The sequence below is a fragment of the Candidatus Anaeroferrophillus wilburensis genome, from assembly GCA_016934315.1.
GTDB lineage: Bacteria > Desulfobacterota > Anaeroferrophillalia > Anaeroferrophillales > Anaeroferrophillaceae > Anaeroferrophillus > Anaeroferrophillus wilburensis.
Genome location: JAFGSY010000045.1, coordinates 28,243 through 53,832, shown reverse-complemented (window position 1 = coordinate 53,832; position 25,590 = coordinate 28,243). Strand labels below are relative to the sequence as shown.

Below are 25,590 nucleotides of genomic sequence, written 5' to 3'. Positions count from 1 at the left end.
ACAGGTACATGCCATGGATACAAGATATATGCGGGATCTGCTTGAAAAGTACCAGGAGGGGAAGATCAGCCTGGATCAGGTGATGGATGTCCTGAAGGAGATGCCTTACCGGGATGTGGGGGTCGCTCATCTTGATACCCATCGGGGCTTGCGCGGCAAAGTCGGTGAGGTGGTCTTTGCCCAGGGGAAATCCGTGAGCCAGTTGACCACCATTCTTCAGTATATGGTGGGCTTGCCCGGCAATATTCTGGTTACCCGCCTGTCAGCGGAAAAAGCAGCGGCGTTGCAGCCCCTGTTTCCCGGTTTTACCTATGATGAGGAGGGGGAGTTTCTGCTCCTGAAGAGGCATGAGGTGAAGCCTTCCGGTCGGGGAACGGTGCTGATTGTAACGGCCGGGACTTCCGATCTCAAAACTGCCAGGGAGGCGGCGGTAACCCTTGAACTGATGGGTCAGGAACCCGAAGTGCTGATCGATGTGGGGGTTGCCGGCCTGCACCGGTTGTTGGCTTATCGGGAAAAGCTGGGTCAGGCTGCGGTGATTATTGTTATTGCCGGCATGGAGGGGGCGCTGCCCAGTGTGGTTGCCGGCCTGGTGGACAGCCCAGTTATTGCGGTGCCCACCAGCATCGGCTACGGCGCCTCTTTCGGCGGTATGGCGGCGTTGCTCGGCATGCTGAATTCCTGTGCTGGCGGTGTTGGTGTAGTGAATATCGACAACGGTTTTGGGGCCGGATATCTGGCCGGCTTGATCAACTGGCAGGACTGATGGCCTGGTGACAATGCCATCTTTTTGATTGTGCAATCGATTACTCAGGTTTTGCACTCTCAGGGGCATAAGCCTGCTTCGAATCTGGAGCCGTTACGGTGTCAGCTGGTTTCGACCACCAGATATTCCCGCAGGTCCCGCAGGCTGGTAATAATCATTTTGGTGGTGGGAGGCAGTTCTGCCGGACTCAGTTCAACCGTTATGGCGCCCTCATAGTTCAGTCGTTTTAGCAGGTAAAGGAAGCGGGTGAGGGGCAGGAGGCCGCGACCGGGGAACAGGTGTTCCCGGCCATGACCGTAGTCGCTGAAATGAATGTTGCGAATGCGTCCGGTTTGGTAGAATTCCTTAAAGCCGTTGAGAAAGTTAGGGTTGTGAGAGCCGAGATGGGTGGTGTCGAAAGTCATGTACAGATTGTGCTTTTCGATAAACCTGACCATATCCTCGGTCTTGCGCAGCATGTTGGGATTGAAGCGGATTCGGTTGCCGACGTAGGGCATATTTTCAATGGTGATTATGGTCTGGTTGTCAGGTGTCAACTGCTGGAAATCTTTTACCTGACGAAACCAGCGCCAGAAAGTAAATTCCGGTGGCAGCCATAGCGGTGGATGGAAATTGACCAGGGGTATCTGAAATTCATTCGCAAGGTCAATGGTTCTGAGCAGGGTTTTAACCTGGTTTCCCCACCCGGAAATCTTAAAAAAAGGGGCGTGAATCGAGGCGATCGGGCAGATTTTTATCAGGGTTTCAATGATCGTACGTGGGTCAAGCCGTTCAAAAACCTCATTGATAATCAGTTCCACCCCGTCGAACTGGCATTCTTTGGCAATGGCAAAAGCTTCCGACAGCTTCAGGTGGAAGAGGGTGCCAGCTGACAGCACAAGGGGAATTTTGCGAACCATTGTTGCGGCTCCGGTTGTCCCGATGATGCCCTCGTTGTTTTGCAGATCTGACATGGATTAAGTTGAGTTTTCAGAGGATTAAGTGGCAGGGAGCGGCCATGGTTTACCGTATACCTCTATAACTGAAACCGTGAAATCTTGTCAAATAGATTACTTGTCACGCCAAACGATTGCCAATTCTTCCCCTGCAGCCGGTCCTGATCAATATGATGTTTGGCTGCTGAGAACATGACCGTTGGAAGGGGATGAAAAGCTGAGCCGTCGATTTTCCAATAATGCCCCGTTGCCGAGGGCTTTTGATGTTCATTGAGCGCCTTCCCTCTGCCAAGCATGGGGATAGTGTTTGACATTCATGATGGTACTTATTATAGACGTATATGTCGGCAGGAGGAATTGGCATCCTGCCATGGGAACAGTTTGAGAGTGCTGCTCGGGGGAGGGGTTGTTCCATGTTTGGCATAGGAATGCCTGAATTGATCTTGATACTGGTGGTGGCGTTGGTGGTTATCGGACCGAAGAAACTGCCGGATCTGGCAAAGTCACTTGGTCGTGGTATGGCGGAATTCCGGCGGGCAACAGATGACCTGAAAGATTCCATCTACGCAGAGGATAAAAAACCAACGGAGACTGATGTGCAGCAGGCGGTGGCCAAACAGGAAGTGGCAAAAGTACCGCCGACCATCGGCCTCGATGAAACTGATAAGACGGAAGATCAAGCCGATGAGCAAGGCGCAGAAGCAGGAAGCTAAAGAGCAGGGATTGACCCTGACAGAACACCTGGAAGAATTGCGCCGGCGGCTGATAGCTTGTTTTGTTGCAGTCGGACTGGCATTTTGCGGCACCTATTATTTTGCCAAGGATCTTTTCCAGTTGTTGATGGCTCCCTTGTTGGCGGTCATGCCGCCGGACCAGGGGCTTATTTTTACCGGTTTGCCGGAAGCATTCTTTACCTATCTTAAGGTAGCCCTGGTTGCTGCCTTTTTTATCGCGGCGCCGGTTATTCTCTATGAGATCTGGAAGTTTGTTGCCCCCGGGCTCTATTCCGAAGAAAAAAAATACATCTTGCCCTTCGTTTTTTTCTCGACGGTTTTTTTTGCCGGCGGTGCCATGTTCGGCTACTATGTAGTTTTCCCTTTTGGTTTTCGCTTTTTTGTCGGTTTTGCCACCGACTTTATCAGGCCGCTACCCTCGGTAAAAGAGTATTTTGCCTTTGCCACCCGAATGCTCTTTGCCTTCGGAGTGGTTTTTGAGCTGCCGGTTTTCAGTCTCTTTCTGGCCCGTATCGGGGTAATCAATGCTGCCATGCTGGTTCGCCAGCGCAAATATGCTTTCCTCGGCGTTTTTGTTATTTCTGCTATTTTGACGCCACCGGATGTTCTCAGTCAGCTGATGATGGCGGGTCCGCTGATGATTCTCTATGAAATCAGCATCATTGTCGCCCGGATTTTCGGTAAAAAAGAGAAAGCTGATGAAACTGCGGGTACTGATGATCTGCCTGAAACAAGGGGGTGAGCATGACAGGGAAACGCTATAAGTATGTTCTCGGGCTGCTGCTGCTGGTTGGTGTGCTGATCTGCAGTGCCTGTATGGGGATGGACAATGACCTGAAATTCAACCTGGAGTTTGACCAGCTGCAGGGACTCAGCGAAGGTGATCGGGTTTATTTTAAAGAGTATCCCGTTGGTACCATTGGTATGATTCGCGTCCATGAGGACGGCATGTTTCTCGTTCAGGTACGTATCCAGGATGCCCAGCGGGCCGTAGCCTCACGGAATAATGTGTTTGTTCTTGATAATGATCCGGTAGTGGTAGGCAAAAAAGCGATCATGATTAAAAAGGGCAGGAAAGCCTCTCTGGTGCCCATCCGAGACAATGAAACGATTGCCGGCTGCACAAGCTTGGCCTACTACCTGCAAAGAAACCGGGAAACTCTGGAGGAAACTTCCGAGGTCATGAGTAAAACGTTTGAGGAGTTCCTTAATGACTTGAAGGATGTGCCGCAGTCAGTTGAGTATCGTGATCTGCAGCGCTCCCTGCGGGAAACCCTGGAGCAGCTTCTCCAGGAGGGGGAGCATTACAAGGAGAAGGTCCAACAGGAAATTCTTCCGGAGTTGCAGCGACGGATAGAAGAATTGAAACAGCAATTCCAATTATCTACTGAAGAACCTTTGCCGGAGAAACCGACCCCCCCGGTGGAAAGAGAGAAGTTATAGCCGGACAGGGGAACTTTTTGCATGTTCGGTAAGCCCATGCGTCATCCGACCGACGTGCGGGCGAGCGAATGCCGGCGTCCCTGACTCTGACAGGTTGTTCCACCGTGAATAGATTCATAACGATCAAGCCGTACTTGCTCAGCATACGTCAATGGTATCCAGGATCGCCTCATGCTCACCGTGTTATCCCTCTATGATGATGTCCCCAAGGATCGGCTGCTCAATCAGGTGGTGGATCAGTTGAGCGATGGCGGCTTGGCTATTGTTCCCACTGATACCAACTATGCCGCTGTCTGTTCCATCGATGCCAGACAGGGTGTTCAGCGGCTGTATGCGTTGAAAACCGGCAAGAAGCAGAAACAGTTTACTCTTGTGTGTGCAGATTTGACCGATATCAGTCGTTATGCAGTCGTCAGTAAACAGGCCTATCGCTGTATGAAAGGATTGATTCCCGGTCCTTATACCTTTATTTTGCCGGCTTCCCGGCAGGTGCCCAAGATGGTCATGACCAAGCGGAGAACCGTTGGCGTCCGGGTTCCTGACCGTCCAGCCTGCCAGGCATTGCTTGCCGGACTTGGCAGCGCCCTGCTTGCCGTCAGTGCCAGAGACGATCAGGGCCAGGTTGTTGGCTCCGTTGCCGGCCTTGTTGACCGGTTTTCCCATGTGGTTGACTATCTGCTGGATGCTGGGGATATCGTTTCCGAGTCATCAACCATTATCGACCTTACCACCACGGCGCCTGAAATTATTCGGGAGGGTAAGGGGCAGGTCGATTACCTGTAGCTGGTTGAAGTGTGGCCGGGGAGTTTTTTATTGACGGGGAGTAACTGGTTTTGTTAAGCTTCCCAATACGTTACCTTTTCCCGGGAGGGTCTGGCTGATAGCCGGTCGCTTTTGCAAGGTTTTTATTATGGTAAGGAGCTGAACATAGATGAAGTATATAACCAAAATGACCGTTCTGGTTGCTGTCGGTGTCCTGCTTTTTATAGCGGGCAATGTCGCCGTCTATCTTTCGCCGGAGATAAGGGCGCATCAGCGTGGTGTGCTGGTTAACCTGTATGGCGAGCACCGCGGGGTCCAGGAGAAGGAGCTGCAGCCTGGTAAATACGTCTGGTTTCTCTCCGGCTTTAATCCTCTGGCCCAACGGGTTATTATTGTCGATATCTCCGAGTCCAACCTGGAATTGGTAAATGGCGGCTGTGCTGAAAACAAGCTGGCTAATGAAACAGGCAGCGTCAACCTGGAAACTATGGATAGTGAAATTATCAAAGCTGACGTTAGCATCTGGTATCGGGTTATTCCTGAAATGGCTGATGTCTTTGTCACTTCGCTGGCCGCCGATGATGTGGTCAGTCTGATTCGCAACACAGCTAGATCGGTTATCCGCAACAAGTCCGGCTACTATGAGGTTGAATCTATTTTCAAAGGTGAAGTAAAAGAACAGATCATTGCCATTTCGAAAGATGGCATGAACGAAGAGTTGAAGCCTCGGGGACTGGAGGTTAGTTCGATTGAATTTAAAAAATTGTTGTTCAGTGAAGAGATTGTTACGAAGCTGACGGAAAAAACCCTGTCGGCAAAAGATATCGAAATCAACAAGAATAAAACGCTGGCCGCTATCGAAGCATCCAAGAGGATGGAAGAAGAGGCCAATGGCTTTAAGCTGGCCGAAATCCAGAAAGCGGAAGCTGCAAAGCGCCGTATTGTTCTGGCTTCGGAAGCTCAGATGGTGGAGGCAAAGAATGCCATGGAGGCGGCTAAAATGGAGTCCGAGGGGATTATGGCTCTTGGTAAAGCCGAGGCCGCATCCAAACGCTGGGAAGCGGAAGCCTATGAAGGTGACGGCGGTGAGCGCTATATGCGGGTCCGGATTGCCGAATCGCTGGGGAAGGGGATTGGCAGCTGGGAGATTGTGCCGGAGAACATGAGTATTACCGCCGTTGCCGAAAGTTTTGAAAAAGCTATCAACGTCGGTCTGCCGGCTGCGACCGGCAAGAAAAAGTAGTCGTAAAAAAAACGGCGCCTTCAGGCGCCGTTTTTTTATACTCGCGAGTCAATCGGTGGTCGGTCAGTCGTTTTTATCCACCGCCAGAATGTGTTCCAGGTTGTCAGGGTCATTCAGGTCAAGTTCGAGATCAAAAATCTGATCGTCATCGTTTAATTCGATCACTTTGCCGCCTTCTGAACGCGTTGTGCCACTCTTGCTGTCCACTTCTGAGATGGCATCATCAAGATCTAGAAATTCTTCATCTTCTTCCTGGCTGGCCTCTCCCAGGATTTCCAGATCAGCCAATGATTCTCCGTTGGTGAGCATGTCGTCCGTATCTGCTGTTGTCTGCGATTTATCCATGGTGGTAAAGTCGTTTCCTACAACCACCGCCTCCGGCTGGATATCTTCCATGGAACCCAGGCTGTCCATCGTGCCCAAGCCTTCCAGGGGCAGTGGAGTATCGGTGGTGCTGCTTGCCAGAATAATCCTTTCGACATCCTGATCATCATCCTTGTTTTCCGGCTGTTCGACAACGTCCTCGGTGTCTTCCTCTGCCACCATTTCAATCTCTGCGGATTCCTCGATCGGCGGTTCTTCAACGAAAAGGACCGGCTTGCTGTTCAGGAGATTCAGCTGTTTTCTTGCCTCTTCCAGCTGGTGGCCGCATTTGATGCATTCTGTGAGGTAATCAAAGCTGGTAAAACCACATTTGGGACATTTCATGGGTAAACCTCGCAACATTGCTAAAATGATAAATCGATACGTTTTTCCGAACAGATTTTTCAGTTTGGGGTATGATCGTCATTTCAGGTCAATTTCTTGAAGGTTTTTTACCGGCTGAAAATAATTGTTCAGATACTGGATGATGGCCATGGCAGCGATGGCTGCGGTTTCAAGGCGGAGAATGGGGCTGCCAAGGCTCACCGGCCGGTATCCCCGGCTGTTCAACCAGATGATTTCCTCGCGGGCGAAACCGCCTTCCGGGCCGATGATAATGATGATCTCATCAGCAGCGGCCAGGAGCGTGGTACATGACGAGATGCCCGTGGTTGCATGGTTGTCAAATACCAGGGCGATTTTCCGGTGGTCGGCCAGGGCTGGCAGGGAGGTGAGGGCAAGAGGCAGGCACAGCTCAGGCAGAAAGGGGTTGCCGCATTGTTTGAGCGCTTCTAGAGCGGTTTTCTGCCGTTGTGCGTGTTTGCGGGCTACCTCCCGGTCGTTGCCAGGTTTGACCATCGAATAACGGCTCACCAGGGGTATGATGCGCTGAATGCCAAGTTCCACCGCCTTCTGGACGATGATATCAAATTTTTTTCCCTTTGGCAGAGCTATTGCCAGGGTGACTGCCGGTCTGGGCGGCGGCGACTGGCGGGTTTCCTCGATGGTTGCCTCAAAAGTCTGCTTGCCGGGATCAATGCAGCTGATGGTGCCCCGGTAGACGCCGCCGCAACCGTCGAGGAAGCGAATGGTTGAACCAACTTTCTGGCGCAGTACTTTGACGGTGTGATAGTATTCCTGCTGGTCAAAACAGGCGGTTGATGCCGTAATCCGGCTGGTAAAACTGAAGTTGGCCATCAGTCGTGATCCAGGGGGTGTGCTTCGGGGAGTTCGGCAAAAAGGTCATACTCATGGGCCTCGTGAATCTTGCCGTTGATGATGGTTCCCGGAGTGGCAAAACCATCAGTGATATAGGTAACCCCATCAATATCAGGAGCCTGGAAAGAGGTTCTGCTCTGGAGCAGCAGTTCGGTTTCGCTGCTTACCCCTTCAACCAGCAAAGGAATGCTTTTGCCCCGGTAGACCGCCAGCTGCCGGCTGGTTACTTCCTGCTGGCAGGTCATGATCGCCCGGCAACGCTCTTCCTTCACCCGGTCCTCCACTTGTTGATCAAGGGAAGCAGCCCGGGTTCCGGTTTCCGGCCAATAGGGAAAACAGCCGAGATAGGTGAAGTGGCCTTCAGCAATAAAATCAAGCAGAAGCTGAAAATCGTGATCGGTTTCACCGGGGAAACCGACAATGACCGTGCTCCTCAGGTGTATGGTGCGCCCTAGCGACTGCAGTTTGTGGATCGTCTGTCTGATTGTTTCCGGTTGATCATGGCGGTTCATCCGCTGCAGGATATGCCCACTGATATGCTGGATCGGCAGGTCAAGGTAGGGACAGATTTTCTCTTCTTTTCCCAGCAGCGTGATCAGTTCATCAGTTATCTTGCCCGGATAGGCATAGAGCAACCGCAGCCAGCTGAGCCCGTCAATGGCTGCCAGTTGTTCCAGCAGGGGTACCAGGGTTGACTGTCCGGGGCGTTCCCGGCCGTAGGCGGTAATATCCTGGGCAATAATATTTAATTCCCTGATGCCGTAATCTGCCATCCGGCGGGCTTTATCCAGCAGCAGCGACGGGGCAAAACTGGTTTGTGGTCCTTTAATCTGCGGTATGAAGCAGTAACTGCAATGGTTGTTGCAGCCCTCGGCAATTTTAAGATAGGCGGTGTATGGCTGACTGCATATCTGCGGGATGGCCGTCAAGTCGGCATAATTGGTGGTGCCGGCATGAAATCTGGCGACCGGAATGCCGGCATGGAGTTTTTCCAGCAGGGCAGGGAGCAGGGGAAACGATGAAGTCCCCACAGCCAGGTCAATTTCCGGAACTTCCTCAAGGAGTTTTTTGCCGTATCGTTGGGGCAGGCAGCCGGCGACCGCCAGGTAACGGCAGGAGCCGGTATTTTTCAATTCCGCCAGCTCCAGGATTGTCTCCAGCGATTCTTCGACTGCCGGCTGGATAAAAGCGCAGGTGTTGACGATAATAATGCCGGCCTCTTCCGGTCGGGCCGTCAGGGGAAACCGGGCGGCCGTCAGCAGCTGGAGGAGCTGTTCAGCATCAACCTGATTTTTCGGGCACCCCAGGGTGACCAGCGCGGTAATCGGCAGTGGTTCTGGCATCTGGATATCAACGTTGGCCGGCAGAGGGTTGTAAGACGATGGTAGACAATGTTTTTTGGCTATAGCAGTTCTCCCTTCTCTTGACAAGCGGATCTCTGCATGGCAGAAATGGGAAAAAGCTGAATATGCTGTTTCGGGAACTTTTACCCGGTGTTTTCCCACTGCTGGCAGCGTTGCAATTGCCAAGCCCGTACATGTGCCAGGTGACGGTATGAATGATATGTTGGAATCCCATTCCTGGCAGCTTTCACCTACCGAAGCGGTGGAGGTTCAGCGTCATCTGCGAGAGCAGGTTGTCATTGCCGACCGGTTTCCGTGGCCGCTGGGAACGGTTGCCGGGGCTGATATCTCCTATGATCAGCGTACCGGAATGCTTTTTGCTGCCGTTTTGACCTTCAGTTATCCTGGATTGACCCTTTTGTCGGTGTGCCAGCATCAGGCCAAGTCGCAGTTTCCTTATCTTCCGGGGTTGTTATCCTTTCGTGAAGGACCGTTGCTGGCAGCAATTCTCAGTCGGCTTTCTGTCCTTCCTGATCTGCTGGTCAGTGATGGCCAGGGAATTGCCCATCCCCGTGGTCTGGGGCTGGCTTCCCATCTGGGAATCCTTTTTGATCTGCCGACAATAGGTTGCGCCAAAAAAAGGCTGGTGGGAACGTATAGGATGCCGGGGGAAAAGAAAGGCAGCATGGTACCGTTGATGGGGGTAGACAACAGGCAGATTGGCATGGTTGTCAGGACGCGGGACCGGGTTAAACCGGTTTTTGTTTCTCCCGGTCACCGGATCAGCGTTGCAACAGCTGCAGCACTGATACTACAGTTGACCGGGTGCTACCGATTGCCTGAGGTCACCCGCCAGGCTCATCATCATGTCAACCGGATGAGGCAGGATTGGCTGGCTGCGCATCCCTTCAGGCAGGGCTGATCAATCTTGATGGCTTCGTAACAACTCCACCTTCTTCTTCAAGCAGCAACCTTCGTCACTGCGGCGTACTGTATGGTCAACCCATTCATCAGGTTTTGCTTGCCTCAAATCTGGAGCTGTTACTATGCCATCCGGTTTCCAAGGCTTATTGCCAGTTGTTACGAGTTCATCAATCTTCCTGGATCAGGATCCGATGCTTCAGCAGATCCATCTCCTTGATGGTAGCTTTGACGTTCAAACGTTCACCAAACAGGCCCGTCAGTTCGAGCGAACCGTCTTCCAAAGGGGTGATCAGGGAGACATTTTCCATGACCATCTCTTCGGTTCCGTTTTCCTTGATTAAAAAAGCATTAGATTGACACATTGAATCCTCCAGCTGTTTTGTTCAGATTCGGCATGGGTAAATGGTACGGTGTTCCGGTGCCATGCCTGATTGATGGCTTAGGTCTCACGACGACAAATTGTAGACTAGCACAGTGGTTTCCCAATAATCAAGATGCAAATTATTGTTCTTTTTCATTGACATGAGGGGGGAAATGCGCTAACGAAAAAGAGCTTCACGCGCATTTTTTTTTATCCACAACTTAACAGTTAACGTAAAGTGATAAAAAGGAAAGAGGGGGTTGCCCGATGGCTTTGAATTTTGATCTGACTGAAGAACAGGAGATTCTCCGCAAAAGTGTACGATCCTTTGCTGAGAAGGAGATAGCTCCGGTAGCGCAGGAGCTCGATGAGCGGGAGGAATTCTCACTGGAAGTGACCAGGAAGATGGCGGACCTGGGGCTTTTTGGCATGTTTGTTTCACCTGAGTATGGCGGTTCCGGACTTGATTATGTTTCTTACATTATCGCAGTGGAGGAAATTGCCCGGGTGGATGGTTCGCAGGCGGCAACGGTTGCCGCCGGCAACTCTTTAGGTATCGGACCGATCTATTATTTTGGTTCGGAAGAGCAGAAGAAAAAGTGGCTGCCTCCACTGTGTTCCGGTGAGATGTTGGCTGCCTTTGGGTTGACCGAAGCCAATGCTGGCTCGGATGCCGGCAACTCCAAAACCAATGCCGTTCTCGATGGTGATGAGTGGGTAATCAACGGCTCAAAGATTTTTATTACCAATGCCTCGACGCCCATAACCGGGGTTATTGTCGTGCAGGCGGTGACCGGAACCCGGCCTGACGGCCGGCCGGAAATGAGTTGTATCCTGGTGCCGGCTGGCTCTGCAGGTCTTGACTGTCGGGTCATGCATAAGAAGATGATGTGGCGGGCTTCCAATACCACCGAAATCTATTTTGATGATTGCCGGGTCCCCAAAGAAAACCTGCTGGGTAAGCGGGGTGACGGCTTTCATATGATGCTTTCCACCCTTGACGGCGGTCGTCTCAGTATCGGCTCCATGGGGCTGGGCGGCGCCCAGGGGGCCTTTGAAAAGGCGTTGCGCTATGCCGGCGAGCGCAATCAGTTCGGCCGGCCGCTGCTTGATTTCCAGGTAACCCAGTTCAAGCTGGCCGATATGGCCATGGAAATTGAACTGGCCAGGAATCTGCTCTATAAGGCCTGCTGGTTGCGGGATAATAAGCGGCCGTTCTCCAAGGAAGCGGCGATGGCCAAATTGTACTGTTCCGAAACCATGGGCCGGGTGGTGAATCACGCAGTGCAGATTCACGGCGGCTATGGTCTGATGAAAGAGTACGATGTGGAGCGATTCTACCGGGATCAGAAGCTGCTTGATATCGGTGAGGGAACATCAGAAGTCCAGCGGATTGTTGTTTCCCGTTTGATCAGATAATGGTTCACCCGTACAATGCACTGCCGGCCACGGTCAGGGTTGTTGAAGTCGGCCCCCGGGACGGCTGGCAGAATCTGCCGGAATTTTTGGCGACCGAGCAGAAAATTTCTTTGATTAATGCCCTTTCAGCCTGTGGCTTTGCTGAAATAGAGGTCAGTTCCTTCGTCAGCCCCCGGGCCATTCCCCAGCTTCGCGATGCGGCTGATGTTTTTGCTGCCATTGACCGGGTTGCTGGTACCGTCTATTCGGCCTTGGTGCCTAATGAGCGGGGATTGGAGCAGGCCATTGATGCCGGAGTTGACAAAGTGGGCTTTTTCATCTCCGCCAGTGAAACCCATAACCGGCACAATATCGGCCAGACGATTGCTGAGACCAGAGCGGTTATTGGCAGAATGACCACCCGGGTGCCAACAACCATGAGTGTCCGGGCTTCCATCTCCAACGTGTTCGGCTGTCCCTATGAAGGCCGGGTTCCGGTTGCCGGGGTGGCGGGGCTGGTCAGTGAGTTGATCTCTTTGGGGATCAACGAAATAACTTTGTGTGATACTTTGGGGGTAGCAACGCCGCTACACGTGGCGGTGGTGCTGGAACACCTGGCAACCGCCGGACTGCAGGCCGATTTTGGTCTCCATCTCCATGATACCTGTGGTCGGGCCCTGGCTGGAGTTGTCGCCGGCCTGCAGATGGGCATAACCCGCTTTGACAGTGCCGTGGGTGGACTGGGTGGCTGTCCCTATGCTCCCGGTGCCGCCGGCAACCTGGCAACCGAGGACTTGGTTTTCTGCCTTGAGGATATGGGCCTTGCCACAGGAATTAAACCTGAAGCCCTGGTGCAGGCGGCAGAACTGTTTGCCCGCACCATCCCCCAGGCAAACAGTCATATGCTGGGATTTCTCAAAGGGTGTGAGATGGCGAAGGAATCAACTGCATCTTGATGGGATAGCTGCCCATTGCAGATAACAGGAAAGACTTAAAAAGAGGTGTGTAATGGCAGAGACAATTCTGACTGATAACCGTGACGGTGTGCTTCTGATTACCTTGAACCGTCCGGAGAGTATGAACTCACTTAACCGCGAGCTGCTTGGTTCCTTGGCCGACGTGGTGAAAGAGATCGCTTTTGACCGCGATGTTCGGGTAGTGGTGATTACCGGTGCCGGCGAGAAATCCTTTTGCTCCGGTGCCGATCTGAAAGAACGGGCGACCATGAGCCCCGCTGAAGTCAAGCAGTATATCTACAACATCAGAAATACCTTCACTATGGTGGAAAATCTGCCCAAACCGGTGATTGCGGCGATCAATGGTTTTGCTTTTGGCGGCGGTACGGAACTGGCTATGGCGGCGGATATCCGGATTGCCGCGCCCAATGCGGTCATGGGGTTGACGGAAACCAGCCTGGGGATCATTCCCGGGGCCGGCGGCACCCAGCGGCTGGCCCGCCTGGTGGGTAAAGGGAAAGCTAAAGAGCTGGTTTTTCTGGCCCAGCGGCTCAAAGCTTCTGAAGCGCTGGAAATCGGTCTGGTGAACCGGGTGGCAGCAGAGGGCAAGCTCCTCGACGAGGCTCTGGAGATGGCGGCTAAAATTAATGAAAATGCCCCCATTGCCCTTGAAATGGCCAAGTATGCCATCAACCATGGCAGCGAGGTTGATCTGGCTTCAGGCTTGGCGCTCGAATCCAACTGTTACGCCGTAACCATCCCCACCAAGGACCGCCAGGAAGGCTTGCTGGCTTTTCGCGAAAAGCGGAAACCGGTATATATCGGCGAATAAATTATTTCACCTTCTGGTGAAATGGCTATAACCAGCAGCATAACCTAATTTTTTTGGAGGAAAAGCGATGTCAAACCATGATCTCTTCGACGTGTTTAAGCGGATGCCGAAAAAGGTCAATATTGGTGATATTACCGTCAGAGACGGTTTTCAGCACGAGGAACACTTTATTCCCACTCGGGCCAAGATCTTTTATCTGCACGAAATGGCCTTTGCCGGTATCAAACGGATGGAGGTGACCAACCTTGGCAACCCCCGCAATATGCCCCAGTTCAGCGACGCAGAAGAGCTGCTGAAAAGTGTCCACAGCGATATTTTCAAAAAGCGGCTGACCAAACGGGGCATCAATCCCAGCGATATTGAATGGACCTGCATCACGATTCGTGAAAGTGCGGTGGATCGGGCGATTGAGTTGAAAGAAAAGGGCTATGGGCCGGATCGGATTCTGATGATGGTATCCACCGATGAACAGCACCATTTTGCCAACTCCGGCACCACTTTGCCGCAGTATTGGAAAGAGGCTGAACGCTGCATTAAAAAGTGCCATGCTGCCGGCATCAAGATGTGCGGGACGGTGAGCACCATCTGGGGCAGCCCCATTTCCGGTCCGACCAAATTTGAGGACGCAGTAGAGTTTACCAAGAGATGGCTGAGCATCGGTGCTGATGACATCGAACATGCCGACCATGATGGTTCGGCACCGCCGGACAAGGTCTACCGTTATTTTTCCATGATTCTCGATGCCCTGCCCAATACGGACCTGCATATAGGTCATTTCCATGTTACTCGGGGCTGGGGGAATGCCAATGTCCTGGCTGCCCTGCAGGCTGGAATTACCAATTTTGAGGCAACCATCGGCGGTACCGGCGGCCAGCCGGCCAATTTCGTCGATGGAGTGCCGGGACTGGGTACCGGGCAGTACTATTACAAAGATCCCAACGTGGTCGGCCTTTCGGTATTGGAAGATATGCTGGTGATGATGGATGAGATGGGGATTGAAACCGGCATCGACATTGACCGTATTCTGGAACTGGGGACCATGATGGAAAGAACCGTCGGCCGCCGCCTGCGTTCCGAATCGATCCTCAACGGGCGGATTCCCAAAGAGGTGCGTACTGATTTCAAACGGCCGCAGCTGCCCATTCAAAAAGAGAAGAACGGTGAAAAACCCGGTCAGCTGATTCCTGACGGCTGGCCTGAGAATGCCGTTGTACCGCCGGAGATTTCCGGCCTCAAATAAGTTATTCTGAAACCGGAAGATTCTCTGCTTCTAATGGTTTTTCTACCCCGGCTGCTGCGCCCCTTTCCCTCCTTCACTGTGCAGCAGCCGGGTTTTTTCTGCCCGCCGAATCTTCCTTGATCGAAGTTGCATACACGGTATTATTGTCCCTTTGTTTCAGCTTGAGTCCTCCCGGCGTCTGCTGATCGCCAGGCTGATGGTTCTGGGTTGATTGGCAGCCCGTCGTGGTAGGCTATCCCGGATTACCAGCTCGAACAGTCCCTCTTTTTCACCTCATCTCCTCCGTTTTGATGCGTGCCAATAGCAGTCTTAGGATCGTTGTTTTTTTGCTTGATCCTCAGCTGTTGCCTCCTGCGAAAAAAGAAAAGAGACCGGCAAAATCAACTTGACATCACCGGACCATATGTATACAGTATACCCCGTTTTGCAGCTCTTGACATGATGGTAAAGGTGAGACTATGCGGGAAATTGCAGTAGGTAGTATCAGTGATGCTGTGGCCAGTCTCTGTATGGCGGCCAATTACGAACTTGGTGATGACATGCAGGCGGTGATTGCCACTGCCATCGACCGCGAGGAGTCGCCCACCGGTATTGATATCCTCAAACAGCTGCAGGAAAATGCTGCTATTGCCGCCCATGATCGGGTAGCCATCTGTCAGGATACCGGTCTGGCGGTTGTCTTTGTTGAAGTGGGCCAGGAGGTTCACCTGGTTGGTGGTGATTTGTCAGCCGCCATCAACGACGGTGTCCGACGCGGCTACCAGGAAGGTTTTCTGCGAAAATCATCCTGCCATCCCTTTACCCGCAAGAATACCGGCGACAATACGCCGGCCATCATTCATTATTCCCTGGTTCCCGGAGACAAAGTTAAAATCATTGTTGCCCCCAAAGGCGGCGGCAGTGAGAATATGTCAAAAGTGGTGATGCTCAAACCTGCTGACGGCATTGAGGGGATCAAGCGGGAGGTGGTTGCCTGGGTGCAGCAGGCCGGTGCCAATCCCTGTCCGCCCACCATTGTCGGGGTCGGTATCGGCGGTACCTTTGAGCGGGCTGCCCTGCTGGCCAAAGAGGCGTTGCTGCGTCCGGCCGGGGACCCCAGTGCCGACCCAGAACTTGCCCTGCTGGAAAAGGATCTGCTGGCAGCGATTAATGAACTTGGCATCGGTCCCCAGGGGCTTGGCGGCCGGGTGACCAGTTTTGCCGTCCATGTCAAGATGCTGCCCTGCCATATTGCCAGTCTGCCGCTGGCCATCAATATTCAATGTCATGCCGCTCGGCATAAAGAGGTTGTCATTTAATAAAGAGGTTGCTATGAGTGAAGCTATTCGCCTGACTCCGCCATTGACCGATGCTGATGTGGAGCGCCTGCGCAGCGGCGATCGGGTTTTGATCAGTGGAACGATCTACACCGGGCGGGATGCGGCCCATAAACGTCTGGTGGATCTGCTGGAGCAGGGCAAAGAACTGCCATTGCCGTTGCAGGGGGAGATTATCTATTTTGTCGGGCCGACCCCGGCCCGGCCGGGGCATGCCATCGGTGCTGCCGGACCGACGACCAGCTACCGCATGGATTCCTATTCTCCCACCCTGCTGGCCCATGGACTCAAGGGCATGATCGGCAAGGGGGGGCGCAGTCAGGCGGTAAAAGATGCCATGAAGACCTATAAGGGGATATACTTCACCGCAGTGGGCGGAGCAGGTGCCCTGTTGGCCCAGCGGATCAAAAAGGCGGAAGTGATTGCTTATGAGGATTTAGGGCCGGAGGCCATCCGCCGTCTGGAGGTAGAGGATTTTCCGGTGGTGGTGGTCAATGATATTTACGGCAATGACCTGTATGAGCAGGGAGTCAGCCAGTACCAGAAATAGGGGAAAGGCCATGAAAGCAACGATTTCTCAGGATACCGTCCGCGCCGATTTTGTCCAGAAAGTGGCGGAAATCAGCGGTGAGAATTTCTTTAACTGTTATCAGTGCGGAAACTGTTCGGCTGGCTGCCCATCGGTGGAAGAGATGGATCTGCTGCCCAGCCAGGTGGTCCGCTATCTGCAGCTTGGCCTGGTGGAAGAGGTGAAAACCTGTAAATCCATGTGGGTGTGCGCCGCCTGCCTCATGTGTCATGCCCGCTGCCCCAAGGGGGTGGATATTTCCAAGATTATGGATGCCCTGCGGGTGCTGCGCCTGCGGGAGGATGAGCATAATTCCCGGATTGATGTTACGGATTTCGATGATGATTATCTTGAGAGGGCACCACAGATAGCCATGATCAGCGGCTATCGCAAATTTCTCTCGCTGTAAGAGATTGGCATACTTTTTTTGGAGTTAGCAGATGAACTATACCTACTTCCCGGGCTGTACCCTCTACACCAAAGCCAAGAAGCTCGATGATGCCGGTCGTGAGTGCAGCCGGCGCCTGGGGTTTGAGCTGGATGAGCTTCCCGACTGGACCTGCTGCGGGGCAACCTTTCCGCTGGTGAATGATTATCATATCGCCATGTCCGGCCCCACCCGGATACTTGCCGACACCAAGGAGCAGGGCAGTGATAAGCTGGTGGCGCTCTGCTCGGTCTGCTACAATGTGCTCAAACGCACCAATCACGTCATGCGCACCGATGAAGAACGGCGGGCTAAGATTACCGATTTTATTGAACGGGACTATCATGGTGAGACCGAAGTGCTGCATTACCTTCAGGTTCTGCGTGATGAACTGGGTTTTGACCAGCTGGCTGAGAAGATCAGCAAGCCACTGGAAGGCCTGAAGGTCGCCTGCTACTATGGTTGTCTGCTGCTGCGGCCGGTGAAGGAGATCGGCCTTGACAGCATGGAAAATCCCACCATCTTTGAGGATTTTGTCCGTGCTTTGGGAGCGGAGCCGGTTGATTTCCCTTTTAAAATTGAATGCTGCAGCGCCTTCCAGACCGTCCATTCTATGGATCTGGCCACCCGCTGTTCACGGGATATTCTCAACAGTGCCAGAAACTGCGGTGCCGACCTGGTGATCACCACCTGCCCCTTGTGCCAGTTCAATCTGGATGACCGGCAGCCGGAGATAAAAAAAGCCGACCCCTCCTTCGAGCAGATTCCCGTGGTCTATTTCACCCAGCTGCTGGCCCTGGCCTTGGAATTACCGGTGGCTGAACTCGGGTTTGAACGTAATCTCATCGATCCGCTGCCCATGCTGCAGGCCAAAGGGATCGGAGTCGAATAGGGGGCGCGAGGCATGGGAGACGTTGTGCAGATGAGTGAAGAGCAGCAAAAGGCACCGGCAGCAACTGTACCCGTAGATCGACGGGTTATGGTGATCGGCGGCGGCATTGCCGGGATTACCACCGCCATCGATCTCGGCAGCGCCGGGTACCAGGTGGTTCTGGTGGAGCGGCTGTCGGCGATTGGCGGCCGGATGCTGCAGCTGTCCGAAACTTTCCCCACCCTTGATTGCGCCCAGTGTACCCTGACTCCCAGAACGGTGGAAACGGGCCAGCACCCCAATGTCCAGCTGAAGGTTTACTGTGAAGTGGAAGGCCTCAGTGGCCAGCCGGGTGATTTCACCGTCAGTATCCGCCAGAAGCGGGCCTATGTTGACTGGAGCAAGTGTACCGGCTGCGGCACTTGTGTGGAGAAGTGTCCGACTAAGAATTTCTCCCTTTTCGAGCGTGATGCCGGGACAATGAAAGCAATCTATACCCCGTCTCCCCAGGCGGTGCCCAACAAGCCGGTGATTAACGAGGAGTTCTGCCGCTACCTTACGAAGGGCAAGTGCGGTGTCTGTGCCAAGGTCTGCCCGGTGGGGGCGATTGATTTCGAGCAGCAGGACAGTTTTTTCGAGGAGCGGGTGGGGGCCATTGTGGTGGCCACCGGTTTTGATATCTACGACTGGAAACGTAACATGCCGGAACTGGGCGGCGGAATGATACCCGACGTTATTGACGGGCTGACCATGGAGCGTTTTCTCTCGGCCTCCGGGCCCACCGCTGGCAAGGTTCTTCGGCCGTCGGACGGTCGGGTGCCCCGGGATGTGGTGTTCATCCAGTGTGTCGGTTCCCGGAACCCGGAGCTGCATAAATCCTACTGCTCACGGGTCTGCTGCATGTATACCGCCAAGCATGCCCGACTCTATAAGCATAAGGTCCATGACGGGCAAGCCTATATTTTTTACATTGACCTGCGAACCACCGGCAAGGGCTATGAGCAGTTTCTCCAGCAGTCAACCTCTGAAGAAAACCTGGTCTATCTTCGGGGTCGGGCTGCCAAGTTGGTTCAGCAGGGTGATAAGGTGATGGTCTGGGGAGCTGACACCCTGAGTGGTAAAAAGGTTGAGATCGCCGCTGATCTGGTGGTGGTGGCCGCAGCCATGGTTCCCAATGAAGGGGCGGAAAAACTGGCTGATATCCTTGGCATCAGGTGCAATAAGGACGGTTTCTTCGTTGAAGAGGATTATAAGCTGGCTCCTATTGACAGCGGGCAGCAAGGGATTTTCCTGGCCGGCTGCTGTCAGGGGACCAAGGATATTGCCGACAGTGTTGCCCAGGGCAGCGCGGCGGCCAGCAAGGTACAGGTATTTCTCTCATCTTTGCGCCGTGGCCGGCAGTCGGCGGCTGCTGAATAGGGAATAACGGGAAAAACATCGATGAAAAAAATAGGGGTTTTTGTCTGCTGGTGCGGTTCCAATATTGCCGGTAGTGTTGATGTCGACCGGGTGGTGACAGAGGTCCGGAAATGTAAGGATGTCAAGCATGCCGAGAACTACATGTACATGTGTTCTGATCCCGGCCAGCAGTTGGTGAAAGATACCATTGAAAAAGAAGGGCTCAACGGGGTGGTGGTGGCCTGCTGCTCGCCCCGGATGCACGAAAATACCTTCCGCAAGGCAGCCGGTCTCGTGGGGCTGAATTCCTACCTGGTGGAAATCGCCAATATCCGCGAACAGTGCAGCTGGGTCCATCAGAATAATAAGCCGGTGGCCACTGCTAAAGCGATCAATATCATCGAGGCCACCCTGGATAAGGTGCGCGACAATATCCCGTTGGAAACCATTACCATCTCGCTTAATAAACGGGTACTGGTGGTAGGTGCCGGTATTGCCGGAATCATGGCGGCCCTGGATCTTGCCGATGCCGGCTATGACGTGGCCATGGTGGAAAAGCAGCCAGCCATCGGCGGCCATATGCGGCAGCTGGGAAAAACCTTTCCCTATTTTCAGGATGTGCCAGCCATGCTTGGCCGCAAGGTGCAGGAGGTGATGGCGCACCCGAACATCAAGGTGTACTGCAATGCCGAAGTAGCTGACCTGGATGGCTACGTGGGTAATTTTGAGGTTACCATTGCCACCCAGGCTGCCTATGTCAACCAGGAGCTTTGTACCAATTGCGGTGCCTGTCTGGAGGTCTGTCCGGTTCAACTGCCCAATGCTTTTGATCGCGGACTGACCACCCGCGGCGCAATCTACCGATATGGTGGTCAGGAGCTGAAGCCGGTTGTCGATCAGGATGCCTGCCTGCACGTTGCCGATGGCAGTTGCGATAAATGTTTCCAGGCTTGCAGTGAAGCGGCGATCTCTTTTGCCGCTGAGCCGGAGTCTGAGGTGGAGAAGATTGGTGCGATTATCATGGCCACCGGTTATGACCTGTATGACCAGCGGCAGTTTCCCGAATATGGCGGCGGCCGCTATCCTGATGTAATAGATGGTCTGGCCATGGAGCGGATGCTTGATCCCCTGGGGCCAACCGGCGGTAAAGTTGTCTGCCCTTCCGACGGCCGGATTCCCAGGAGTGTGGTGTTTGTCCAGTGCGTCGGTTCCCGTGACCCTGAACGGCATAAGCCCTACTGCTCCCGGGCCTGCTGCATGTATGTTGCCAAACAGGCTCGTCAGTACCGCCAGCAGGTGGCGGAGGGGATGGCATATATCTCCTATATGGATATCCGTTCCGACAGCCGCGATTTTGAGGAGTTTGTCCAGCAGGGGATGGAGGAGGACCGGCTGGTCTATATTCGCGGCCGGGTGGCTAAAATTTTTCCGGAAAACCAGAGTCTAAAAGTCTGGACCGCTGACACCCTGACGGGCAGAAAAGTTGAGATCGATGCCGATCTGGTGGTTCTCGCCCTGGCGATGGAGCCGCGGGCTGGCATCAAAGAGCTGGCCAAGAAGATGCGGGTGACGGTGGACGAAGAGGGATTTTTCTCTGAAACCCATATCAAGCTCTATCCGGTGGAAAGCTCCACCAAGGGTGTTTACCTGGCTGGTTGTTGCCAGTCACCCAAAGATATAACTGATACGGTTTCCCAGGCTTTAGCCACTTCCGGAAAAATTCAGACCCTGTTTTCCAATGAAACTCTGATTGCCGATCCGCTGATTGCCGAAGTCAAGGACGATGTCTGCAGCGGCTGCGGCATCTGTGTGGAAATCTGTCCCTACGGAGCACGGGTGATGAATGATTTCAGCCGAATTTCCGAGGTCAACCAAGCGGTCTGCCAGGGCTGCGGCGCCTGTATCTCCGCCTGCCCCAATAAAGCATGTGAACTGGTGAATTCAACCTCCTGTCAATTTATCCGGATGATTGGTGATTTTGTTCAGGAAAGCCCGGCTCTGGAGCTGGTGGAGCAAGGAGCTGAGTAATGGCTGAGCAAACCTTTCTCGAGCAGGTAGTGGCCCGAAGCGGCCAACCCGTCAATCTCTGCTACCAGTGCCGCAAATGCACCCTTGGCTGTCCGACGGTGGATGACTTTGATTATCCGCCCAACATGGTGATGCGGATGATTCAATTGGGGATGAAGGATGAGCTGCTGCGCAGCAAAGCAATCTGGATGTGTGTTTCCTGTGAAACCTGCGGCACCCGCTGCCCAAACGGTATCAAAACGGCACCGGTAATGGATGTCCTGCGGGAGATGTGTCTGCAAGAGGGGATTGCGCCTGCGGATCAGGTGACGGTGGATTTTCACCGGGCTTTCACCGGCAGCATCCGGACTTTCGGCCGCATTCATGAAGCCACCATGCTCATGCAGTATAAAATGAAAACCAGGAATTTTACTACCGATGTCGATGTGGGCCTAAAGCTCTTCCTTAAGGGAAAAATTCCCATTCTTCCAAAAAAATCAAAGAATATTAAGAAGATAAAAGAAATATTTGATAAGTCAGGTGTAAAATAGTTATTAACACTTTGATATTCTGATATATTATGAAATATTCCTACTATCCAGGCTGTACCAATCACTCCACTGCGGTTGAGTATATCGAAGCCAGCCATGCGGTGATGGCGGCAATGGGCATCGAGCTGGCAGAGTTGCCCGATTGGTCCTGCTGCGGGGCTGCCTCTGCCCATAATCTCTCCCAGTCCCTGGCTCTTGGCCTGTCGGCCTTTAATATAGCCGAGGCTGAAAAGCAGGGTGCAGATCTGGTGATTCCCTGTGCCGGTTGTTTCAATAACCTGGCACGGGCCCAGCGGGTGCTGCAAACCGATCCGGAAAAGAAAAAAGAGCTGGAAGCTCTGCTGGGTTTTACCTATTCCGGGACGATCAGCATGCTGTCCATCGTCGACCTCCTTGCCGATGACCAGCGGCGGGAGCAGATCAAGGGGCTGGTGAAAAAGCCCCTGAGCGGTCTGAAAGTGGTCTGCTACTACGGTTGTGCCATTATCCGTCCCCAGGAGGTGACCGGTTCCGATGATGTGGAAAACCCCCAGCGACTTGACCGTTTGATGGCGGATCTGGGGGCGGAGGTGGTTGACTGGTCCTGCAAGGTGGATTGCTGCGGCAGTGACCTGGGGTTGACCCATCCCGATAAGGCGGCCAAACTGGTCAACAGGATTACTGATTATGCCGTTGCTGCCGGGGTGGATTGCATGGTGACCTCCTGTGCTTTGTGCCAGGCCAATGTCGATATCCGTCAGCAGCGGTTGCCGATCCTCTATTTTACTGAAATGATGGCTGAGGCGTTCCAGATCGGCAATCGTCCCCGCTGGTGGAAGAAGCATTTCAATGATCCCTCGGGGCTGTTTTAAACCACAGCAGCTGTAATCGAGTATAGTTATGGGTGTAACAGGCGTGATGAGTAACTCTGCGGACAAGAAAAAAATTATGGTGGTCGGCGGTGGTTTTGCCGGCATGACAGCATCTCTGTTGTTGGCGGAGCAAGGTCACGCCGTCTGCCTGGTGGAAAAAGAGGCGGCCATCGGCGGATTTTTCCCTCTGCTGGACAACACCTTTCCGACGAACTCCTGCGGCGTCTGCTTTTTATCGCCTCGCCAGCCGGCTTATTGTCCCTTTGTTGAGTGCCGCCTGCACCAGAATCTTGAAATCCAGGTTAATGCCAGGCCGCTGGCCATTGCCGGCGAGCAGGGCGATTTTATCGTCACCCTGGCTGTCGATCCCCATGGTGTCGATCAGGACAAGTGCATCGACTGCGGCAAATGCAGTGACGTCTGTCCGGTTGCCGTTGCCGATGAATTCAGCGGCGGGCTGGAGGAGCGCAAGGCAATTTATAAACAGTATCCAAAAATGGTGAAGGCGGGCTACCGTATTGATGCCGCCGCCTGCAACCGCTGCGGCGCCTGTGTCGACATCTGCCCCACCAAGGCGATCGACCTGGATATGCCAACCGGACAGCGTGATGAACAGGTGGCGGCGATCCTGCTGACCCCGGGTTTTTCCCTGGTTGAGGGCACGTTGAAGGGGGAGTTCGGCTTCGGTCGCTATGCCAATGTCATTACCAGCCGTCAGATGGAGAGGATGATCAGCTATTCTGGCCCGACTGGTGGTGCTCCCCGGCTGCTGACCGATGGTTCCGCTCCTGAACGGGTGGCTTTTATCCAGTGTGCCGGTTCCCGGGACATTGCCTGCGGCCGTGGTTACTGCTCCAGTGTCTGCTGCATGTATGCCACCAAGCAGGCCATGTTTCTCAAAAAACGGCTGCCGGAAACCGAGGTCACCATCTATTACATGGATCTCCGCGGCATGGGCAAGGAGTACGAGCGCTATCTCTGGGAAGCCGAAGAGCACTACGGCATTCGCTACCAGCGGTCGATGATCTCCACCGTCAAGGAGGATCCCCAAAGCCGGAAGTTACGCCTGATTGCTGATGATCATGGCCGCCGGCGGGAGGAGGAGTTTGACCTGGTGGTTCTCTCCCTCGGTTTTGATGCCCCGATCCTCGATTGTACCGGTTTGCCGGCCGATGCTCTTGATGATTATGGTTTCTGCCGTCCCGATGAATTTTTTCCAGCCGCAACATCGGTTGCCGGGATCTATGCGGCCGGGGCATTTACCGGCCCCAAAGATATTCCTGAAACAGTGATGGAAGCGGCCTGTGCCGCCGATCTGATTGCCGCTGCCGTAAGCCGGGAACCGGCCGCTGAGCAGTGTCCGAAGATGCCCCGGGAAGGGGCGGTTTGGGAGGAAAGGCCGCGGATTGGTGTTTTTCTCTGCCGCTGCAGCGGTCTGCTGGAAGAGCAGCTGGATCTGGAGTCACTGGCGGCGGCTGTGCGGACCGAGCCCCATGTGGCCCATGTGGAAATTATCGACAATGCCTGCATCACCGGTGGCTTTGCCATCGTCCAGCAGGCCATCGGCAAGCATTCATTGAACCGGATGGTGCTGGGTGCTTGTTCCGTGCGGGAGATGGAACGTCAGTGCGACGAATTTGCCCGTCTGGCCGGGTTCAACAGCGCTTTTTTCGCCCTGGCTAATTTGCGGGAACAGTGTTCCCTGGTTCATGACAACAATCGTCAGGCGGCGACCGCGAAGGCCAGAGCGTTGCTGCAGGCAGCCATTACCCAGGTGTTCGGCAGTCGGCAGACGATGGCTGTACAGACCATTGCGGTTGATCAGCGGGCCCTGGTGATCGGCGGTGGCGTTGCCGGCATGACGGCCGCCCTTTCCCTGGCCGGCCGCGGTTATCCTGTAACCTTGCTGGAGAAAGAGGAACAGCTGGGCGGCCGGTTGGCCAAGGATTCCCACTACACCCTCAGGGGAGGGGAGCCTAAGCAGCTGGTTGAAAAGCTGCGTCAGGCAGTTGCGGCCCAGGAGAATCTGGACGTATACTGCCGGGCGACAGTGAGCCATCATGAAGGGCGGACCGGCAACTATACCACCATCTTTCGCCTGGATGACGATCAGACTGATCATCTGATCCGTCACGGGGTGCTGGTGATGGCCACCGGTGGCCGGGAAGCGTCAACCGATGAGTATCTCCGGGGTCAGGACGAGCGGGTTTTGACGCAGTCTGAACTGGAATCGCTGGTTGCCACGAATGGTGAAGCCCTGAAAAATCTTCAACGGGTGGTGATGATCCAATGTGTCGGTTCCCGTGAGCGGGGAAAACGGGAATACTGCAGTCGGGTCTGCTGCACCCATGCCCTGAAAAATTCCCTGAAGTTGAAAGAACTTAACCCGACCCTTGAAGTTGTGGTTCTTTACCGTGATCTGCGCGCCTATGGCCTCTATGAGGATGATTACCGCCGGGCCCGTGAAGCCGGAGTGCTCTTTACCACCTATGACGTGGAGCAGAAGCCGGTTGTCGAGATCGGCAGTCATAGCCTGCAGGTCACCTATGATGATCAGATTCTCCAGCAGAAGCTTTCGCTGGCGGCCGACTACGTGGTCTTGAGCACCGGGGTCGAACCTCATGAAGTTGGTGAGCTTTCCCGGTTGCTGGGTCTGCCCCTTGATGATTTCGGCTTCTACCAGGAAGCGAATGCCAAAGCAGCCCTGGTTGATTTTGTTGGTGAAGGACGCTACCATTGCGGTCTGGCATCCGCTCCGCTGCATATCAATGAAACGCTGATCCGGGCCCGGGCGGCGGCGGCGAGGGCGGCGACGGTGCTGGGCAAGGGCGAGCTGGTCAGTGAAAAAACGGCGGTGACCGTCAGCACCCGCCTGTGCAGCGGCTGCGGCCTCTGCGTTGAAGCCTGCCCCTACGGGGCCCGGGAACTGAACCAGGAGACTAGGATTGCCGATGTTCACTATGATCTCTGTCATGGCTGTGGAAGCTGTGCTTCCGTCTGTCCCAACGGGGCCACCCAGCAGTACGGGTTTGACAAGGGCCAGGTGATGGCGATGGTCAATCGACTGTTTTAATAGCTCAGCA

At 54.0% G+C, this 25,590-nt stretch carries 25 protein-coding genes; 20 read left to right on the top strand and 5 right to left on the bottom strand.

Features of this window, described 5'->3' with window-relative positions; all coding sequences use genetic code 11:
• The first annotated feature begins 13 nt into the window (after positions 1-13).
• Complete coding sequence (gene larB, locus JXO50_11940) at positions 14-766, top strand: nickel pincer cofactor biosynthesis protein LarB (protein MBN2333803.1); 753 nt, start codon at positions 14-16, stop codon at positions 764-766.
• Positions 767-867: 101 nt separating this feature from the next.
• Here larB and JXO50_11935 read toward each other — a convergent pair whose 3' ends face one another.
• On the bottom strand, positions 868-1,653 hold the full coding sequence (locus tag JXO50_11935; GenBank protein ID MBN2333802.1) for a sugar phosphate isomerase/epimerase: 786 nt from the start codon (positions 1,651-1,653) through the stop codon (positions 868-870).
• Between the two features lie 461 nt (positions 1,654-2,114).
• Here JXO50_11935 and JXO50_11930 point away from each other — a divergent pair, with 461 nt between their 5' ends.
• The 5 genes from JXO50_11930 to JXO50_11910 all read left to right on the top strand — a co-directional run bounded on the left by JXO50_11930 (position 2,115) and on the right by JXO50_11910 (position 5,883).
• Positions 2,115-2,414 (top strand): twin-arginine translocase TatA/TatE family subunit, encoded by a 300-nt coding sequence (locus tag JXO50_11930; GenBank protein ID MBN2333801.1) that lies wholly within the window; start codon positions 2,115-2,117, stop codon positions 2,412-2,414.
• A gap of 10 nt (positions 2,415-2,424) precedes the next feature.
• Positions 2,425-3,177: a twin-arginine translocase subunit TatC gene (tatC, locus tag JXO50_11925; GenBank protein ID MBN2333800.1), complete on the top strand. Its 753-nt coding sequence runs from the start codon at positions 2,425-2,427 to the stop codon at positions 3,175-3,177.
• Between the two features lie 2 nt (positions 3,178-3,179).
• Positions 3,180-3,878, top strand: coding sequence for a hypothetical protein (locus JXO50_11920; GenBank protein ID MBN2333799.1), 699 nt, complete (start codon positions 3,180-3,182; stop codon positions 3,876-3,878).
• A 171-nt stretch (positions 3,879-4,049) separates the two neighbouring features.
• Positions 4,050-4,661, top strand: a complete 612-nt coding sequence (locus JXO50_11915) for a threonylcarbamoyl-AMP synthase (protein MBN2333798.1) — start codon at positions 4,050-4,052, stop codon at positions 4,659-4,661.
• A gap of 148 nt (positions 4,662-4,809) precedes the next feature.
• Positions 4,810-5,883: a hypothetical protein gene (locus tag JXO50_11910; GenBank protein MBN2333797.1), complete on the top strand. Its 1,074-nt coding sequence runs from the start codon at positions 4,810-4,812 to the stop codon at positions 5,881-5,883.
• Between the two features lie 63 nt (positions 5,884-5,946).
• On the opposite strand, the gene JXO50_11905 is transcribed toward JXO50_11910, so the two are convergent.
• The 3 genes from JXO50_11905 to rimO all read right to left on the bottom strand — a co-directional run bounded on the left by JXO50_11905 (position 5,947) and on the right by rimO (position 8,807).
• Positions 5,947-6,591, bottom strand: coding sequence for a hypothetical protein (locus JXO50_11905; GenBank protein MBN2333796.1), 645 nt, complete (start codon positions 6,589-6,591; stop codon positions 5,947-5,949).
• 78 nt (positions 6,592-6,669) lie between these two features.
• Positions 6,670-7,443 carry a 16S rRNA (uracil(1498)-N(3))-methyltransferase gene (locus tag JXO50_11900; GenBank protein ID MBN2333795.1) on the bottom strand — a complete coding sequence of 258 codons (774 nt, stop codon included), beginning with the start codon at positions 7,441-7,443 and terminating at the stop codon, positions 6,670-6,672.
• A complete protein-coding gene (gene rimO, locus JXO50_11895; GenBank protein ID MBN2333794.1) occupies positions 7,443-8,807 on the bottom strand; it encodes a 30S ribosomal protein S12 methylthiotransferase RimO in 1,365 nt (454 codons plus the stop codon). The genes JXO50_11900 and rimO overlap by 1 nt, the downstream gene beginning before the upstream one ends.
• 220 nt (positions 8,808-9,027) lie before the next feature.
• Between rimO and JXO50_11890 the strand changes: the two genes are divergently transcribed.
• Positions 9,028-9,729: an endonuclease V gene (locus tag JXO50_11890; GenBank protein ID MBN2333793.1), complete on the top strand. Its 702-nt coding sequence runs from the start codon at positions 9,028-9,030 to the stop codon at positions 9,727-9,729.
• 169 nt (positions 9,730-9,898) lie between these two features.
• Here JXO50_11890 and JXO50_11885 read toward each other — a convergent pair whose 3' ends face one another.
• On the bottom strand, positions 9,899-10,093 hold the full coding sequence (locus JXO50_11885; GenBank protein MBN2333792.1) for a CooT family nickel-binding protein: 195 nt from the start codon (positions 10,091-10,093) through the stop codon (positions 9,899-9,901).
• Positions 10,094-10,365: 272 nt separating this feature from the next.
• Here JXO50_11885 and JXO50_11880 point away from each other — a divergent pair, with 272 nt between their 5' ends.
• The 13 genes from JXO50_11880 to JXO50_11820 all read left to right on the top strand — a co-directional run bounded on the left by JXO50_11880 (position 10,366) and on the right by JXO50_11820 (position 25,580).
• The gene (locus JXO50_11880) at positions 10,366-11,511 is read left to right on the top strand and encodes an acyl-CoA dehydrogenase family protein (GenBank protein MBN2333791.1); all 1,146 of its coding nucleotides are present in this window, start codon (positions 10,366-10,368) and stop codon (positions 11,509-11,511) included.
• On the top strand, positions 11,511-12,446 hold the full coding sequence (locus tag JXO50_11875) for a hydroxymethylglutaryl-CoA lyase (GenBank protein ID MBN2333790.1): 936 nt from the start codon (positions 11,511-11,513) through the stop codon (positions 12,444-12,446). Before JXO50_11880 ends, JXO50_11875 begins: the two co-directional genes overlap by 1 nt.
• A 52-nt stretch (positions 12,447-12,498) precedes the next feature.
• Positions 12,499-13,278 (top strand): enoyl-CoA hydratase/isomerase family protein, encoded by a 780-nt coding sequence (locus tag JXO50_11870; GenBank protein MBN2333789.1) that lies wholly within the window; start codon positions 12,499-12,501, stop codon positions 13,276-13,278.
• A gap of 67 nt (positions 13,279-13,345) precedes the next feature.
• Entirely contained in the window at positions 13,346-14,518 is a 1,173-nt protein-coding gene (locus tag JXO50_11865) for a pyruvate carboxyltransferase (GenBank protein ID MBN2333788.1), read from the top strand.
• A gap of 458 nt (positions 14,519-14,976) precedes the next feature.
• The gene (locus JXO50_11860; GenBank protein MBN2333787.1) at positions 14,977-15,816 is read left to right on the top strand and encodes a fumarate hydratase; all 840 of its coding nucleotides are present in this window, start codon (positions 14,977-14,979) and stop codon (positions 15,814-15,816) included.
• 13 nt (positions 15,817-15,829) lie between these two features.
• Positions 15,830-16,384, top strand: a complete 555-nt coding sequence (locus tag JXO50_11855) for a Fe-S-containing hydro-lyase (protein MBN2333786.1) — start codon at positions 15,830-15,832, stop codon at positions 16,382-16,384.
• Between the two features lie 10 nt (positions 16,385-16,394).
• The gene (locus JXO50_11850; protein MBN2333785.1) at positions 16,395-16,811 is read left to right on the top strand and encodes a 4Fe-4S dicluster domain-containing protein; all 417 of its coding nucleotides are present in this window, start codon (positions 16,395-16,397) and stop codon (positions 16,809-16,811) included.
• 31 nt (positions 16,812-16,842) lie between these two features.
• Complete coding sequence (locus JXO50_11845; protein MBN2333784.1) at positions 16,843-17,721, top strand: CoB--CoM heterodisulfide reductase iron-sulfur subunit B family protein; 879 nt, start codon at positions 16,843-16,845, stop codon at positions 17,719-17,721.
• Between the two features lie 12 nt (positions 17,722-17,733).
• Positions 17,734-19,119 carry a CoB--CoM heterodisulfide reductase iron-sulfur subunit A family protein gene (locus JXO50_11840; GenBank protein MBN2333783.1) on the top strand — a complete coding sequence of 462 codons (1,386 nt, stop codon included), beginning with the start codon at positions 17,734-17,736 and terminating at the stop codon, positions 19,117-19,119.
• 21 nt (positions 19,120-19,140) lie between these two features.
• Positions 19,141-21,126: a CoB--CoM heterodisulfide reductase iron-sulfur subunit A family protein gene (locus tag JXO50_11835; protein MBN2333782.1), complete on the top strand. Its 1,986-nt coding sequence runs from the start codon at positions 19,141-19,143 to the stop codon at positions 21,124-21,126.
• On the top strand, positions 21,126-21,656 hold the full coding sequence (locus JXO50_11830; protein ID MBN2333781.1) for a 4Fe-4S dicluster domain-containing protein: 531 nt from the start codon (positions 21,126-21,128) through the stop codon (positions 21,654-21,656). The genes JXO50_11835 and JXO50_11830 overlap by 1 nt, the downstream gene beginning before the upstream one ends.
• 29 nt (positions 21,657-21,685) lie before the next feature.
• Positions 21,686-22,507, top strand: coding sequence for a CoB--CoM heterodisulfide reductase iron-sulfur subunit B family protein (locus JXO50_11825; protein MBN2333780.1), 822 nt, complete (start codon positions 21,686-21,688; stop codon positions 22,505-22,507).
• Positions 22,508-22,553: 46 nt separating this feature from the next.
• Positions 22,554-25,580 (top strand): CoB--CoM heterodisulfide reductase iron-sulfur subunit A family protein, encoded by a 3,027-nt coding sequence (locus JXO50_11820; protein MBN2333779.1) that lies wholly within the window; start codon positions 22,554-22,556, stop codon positions 25,578-25,580.
• Positions 25,581-25,590: the final 10 nt, after the last annotated feature.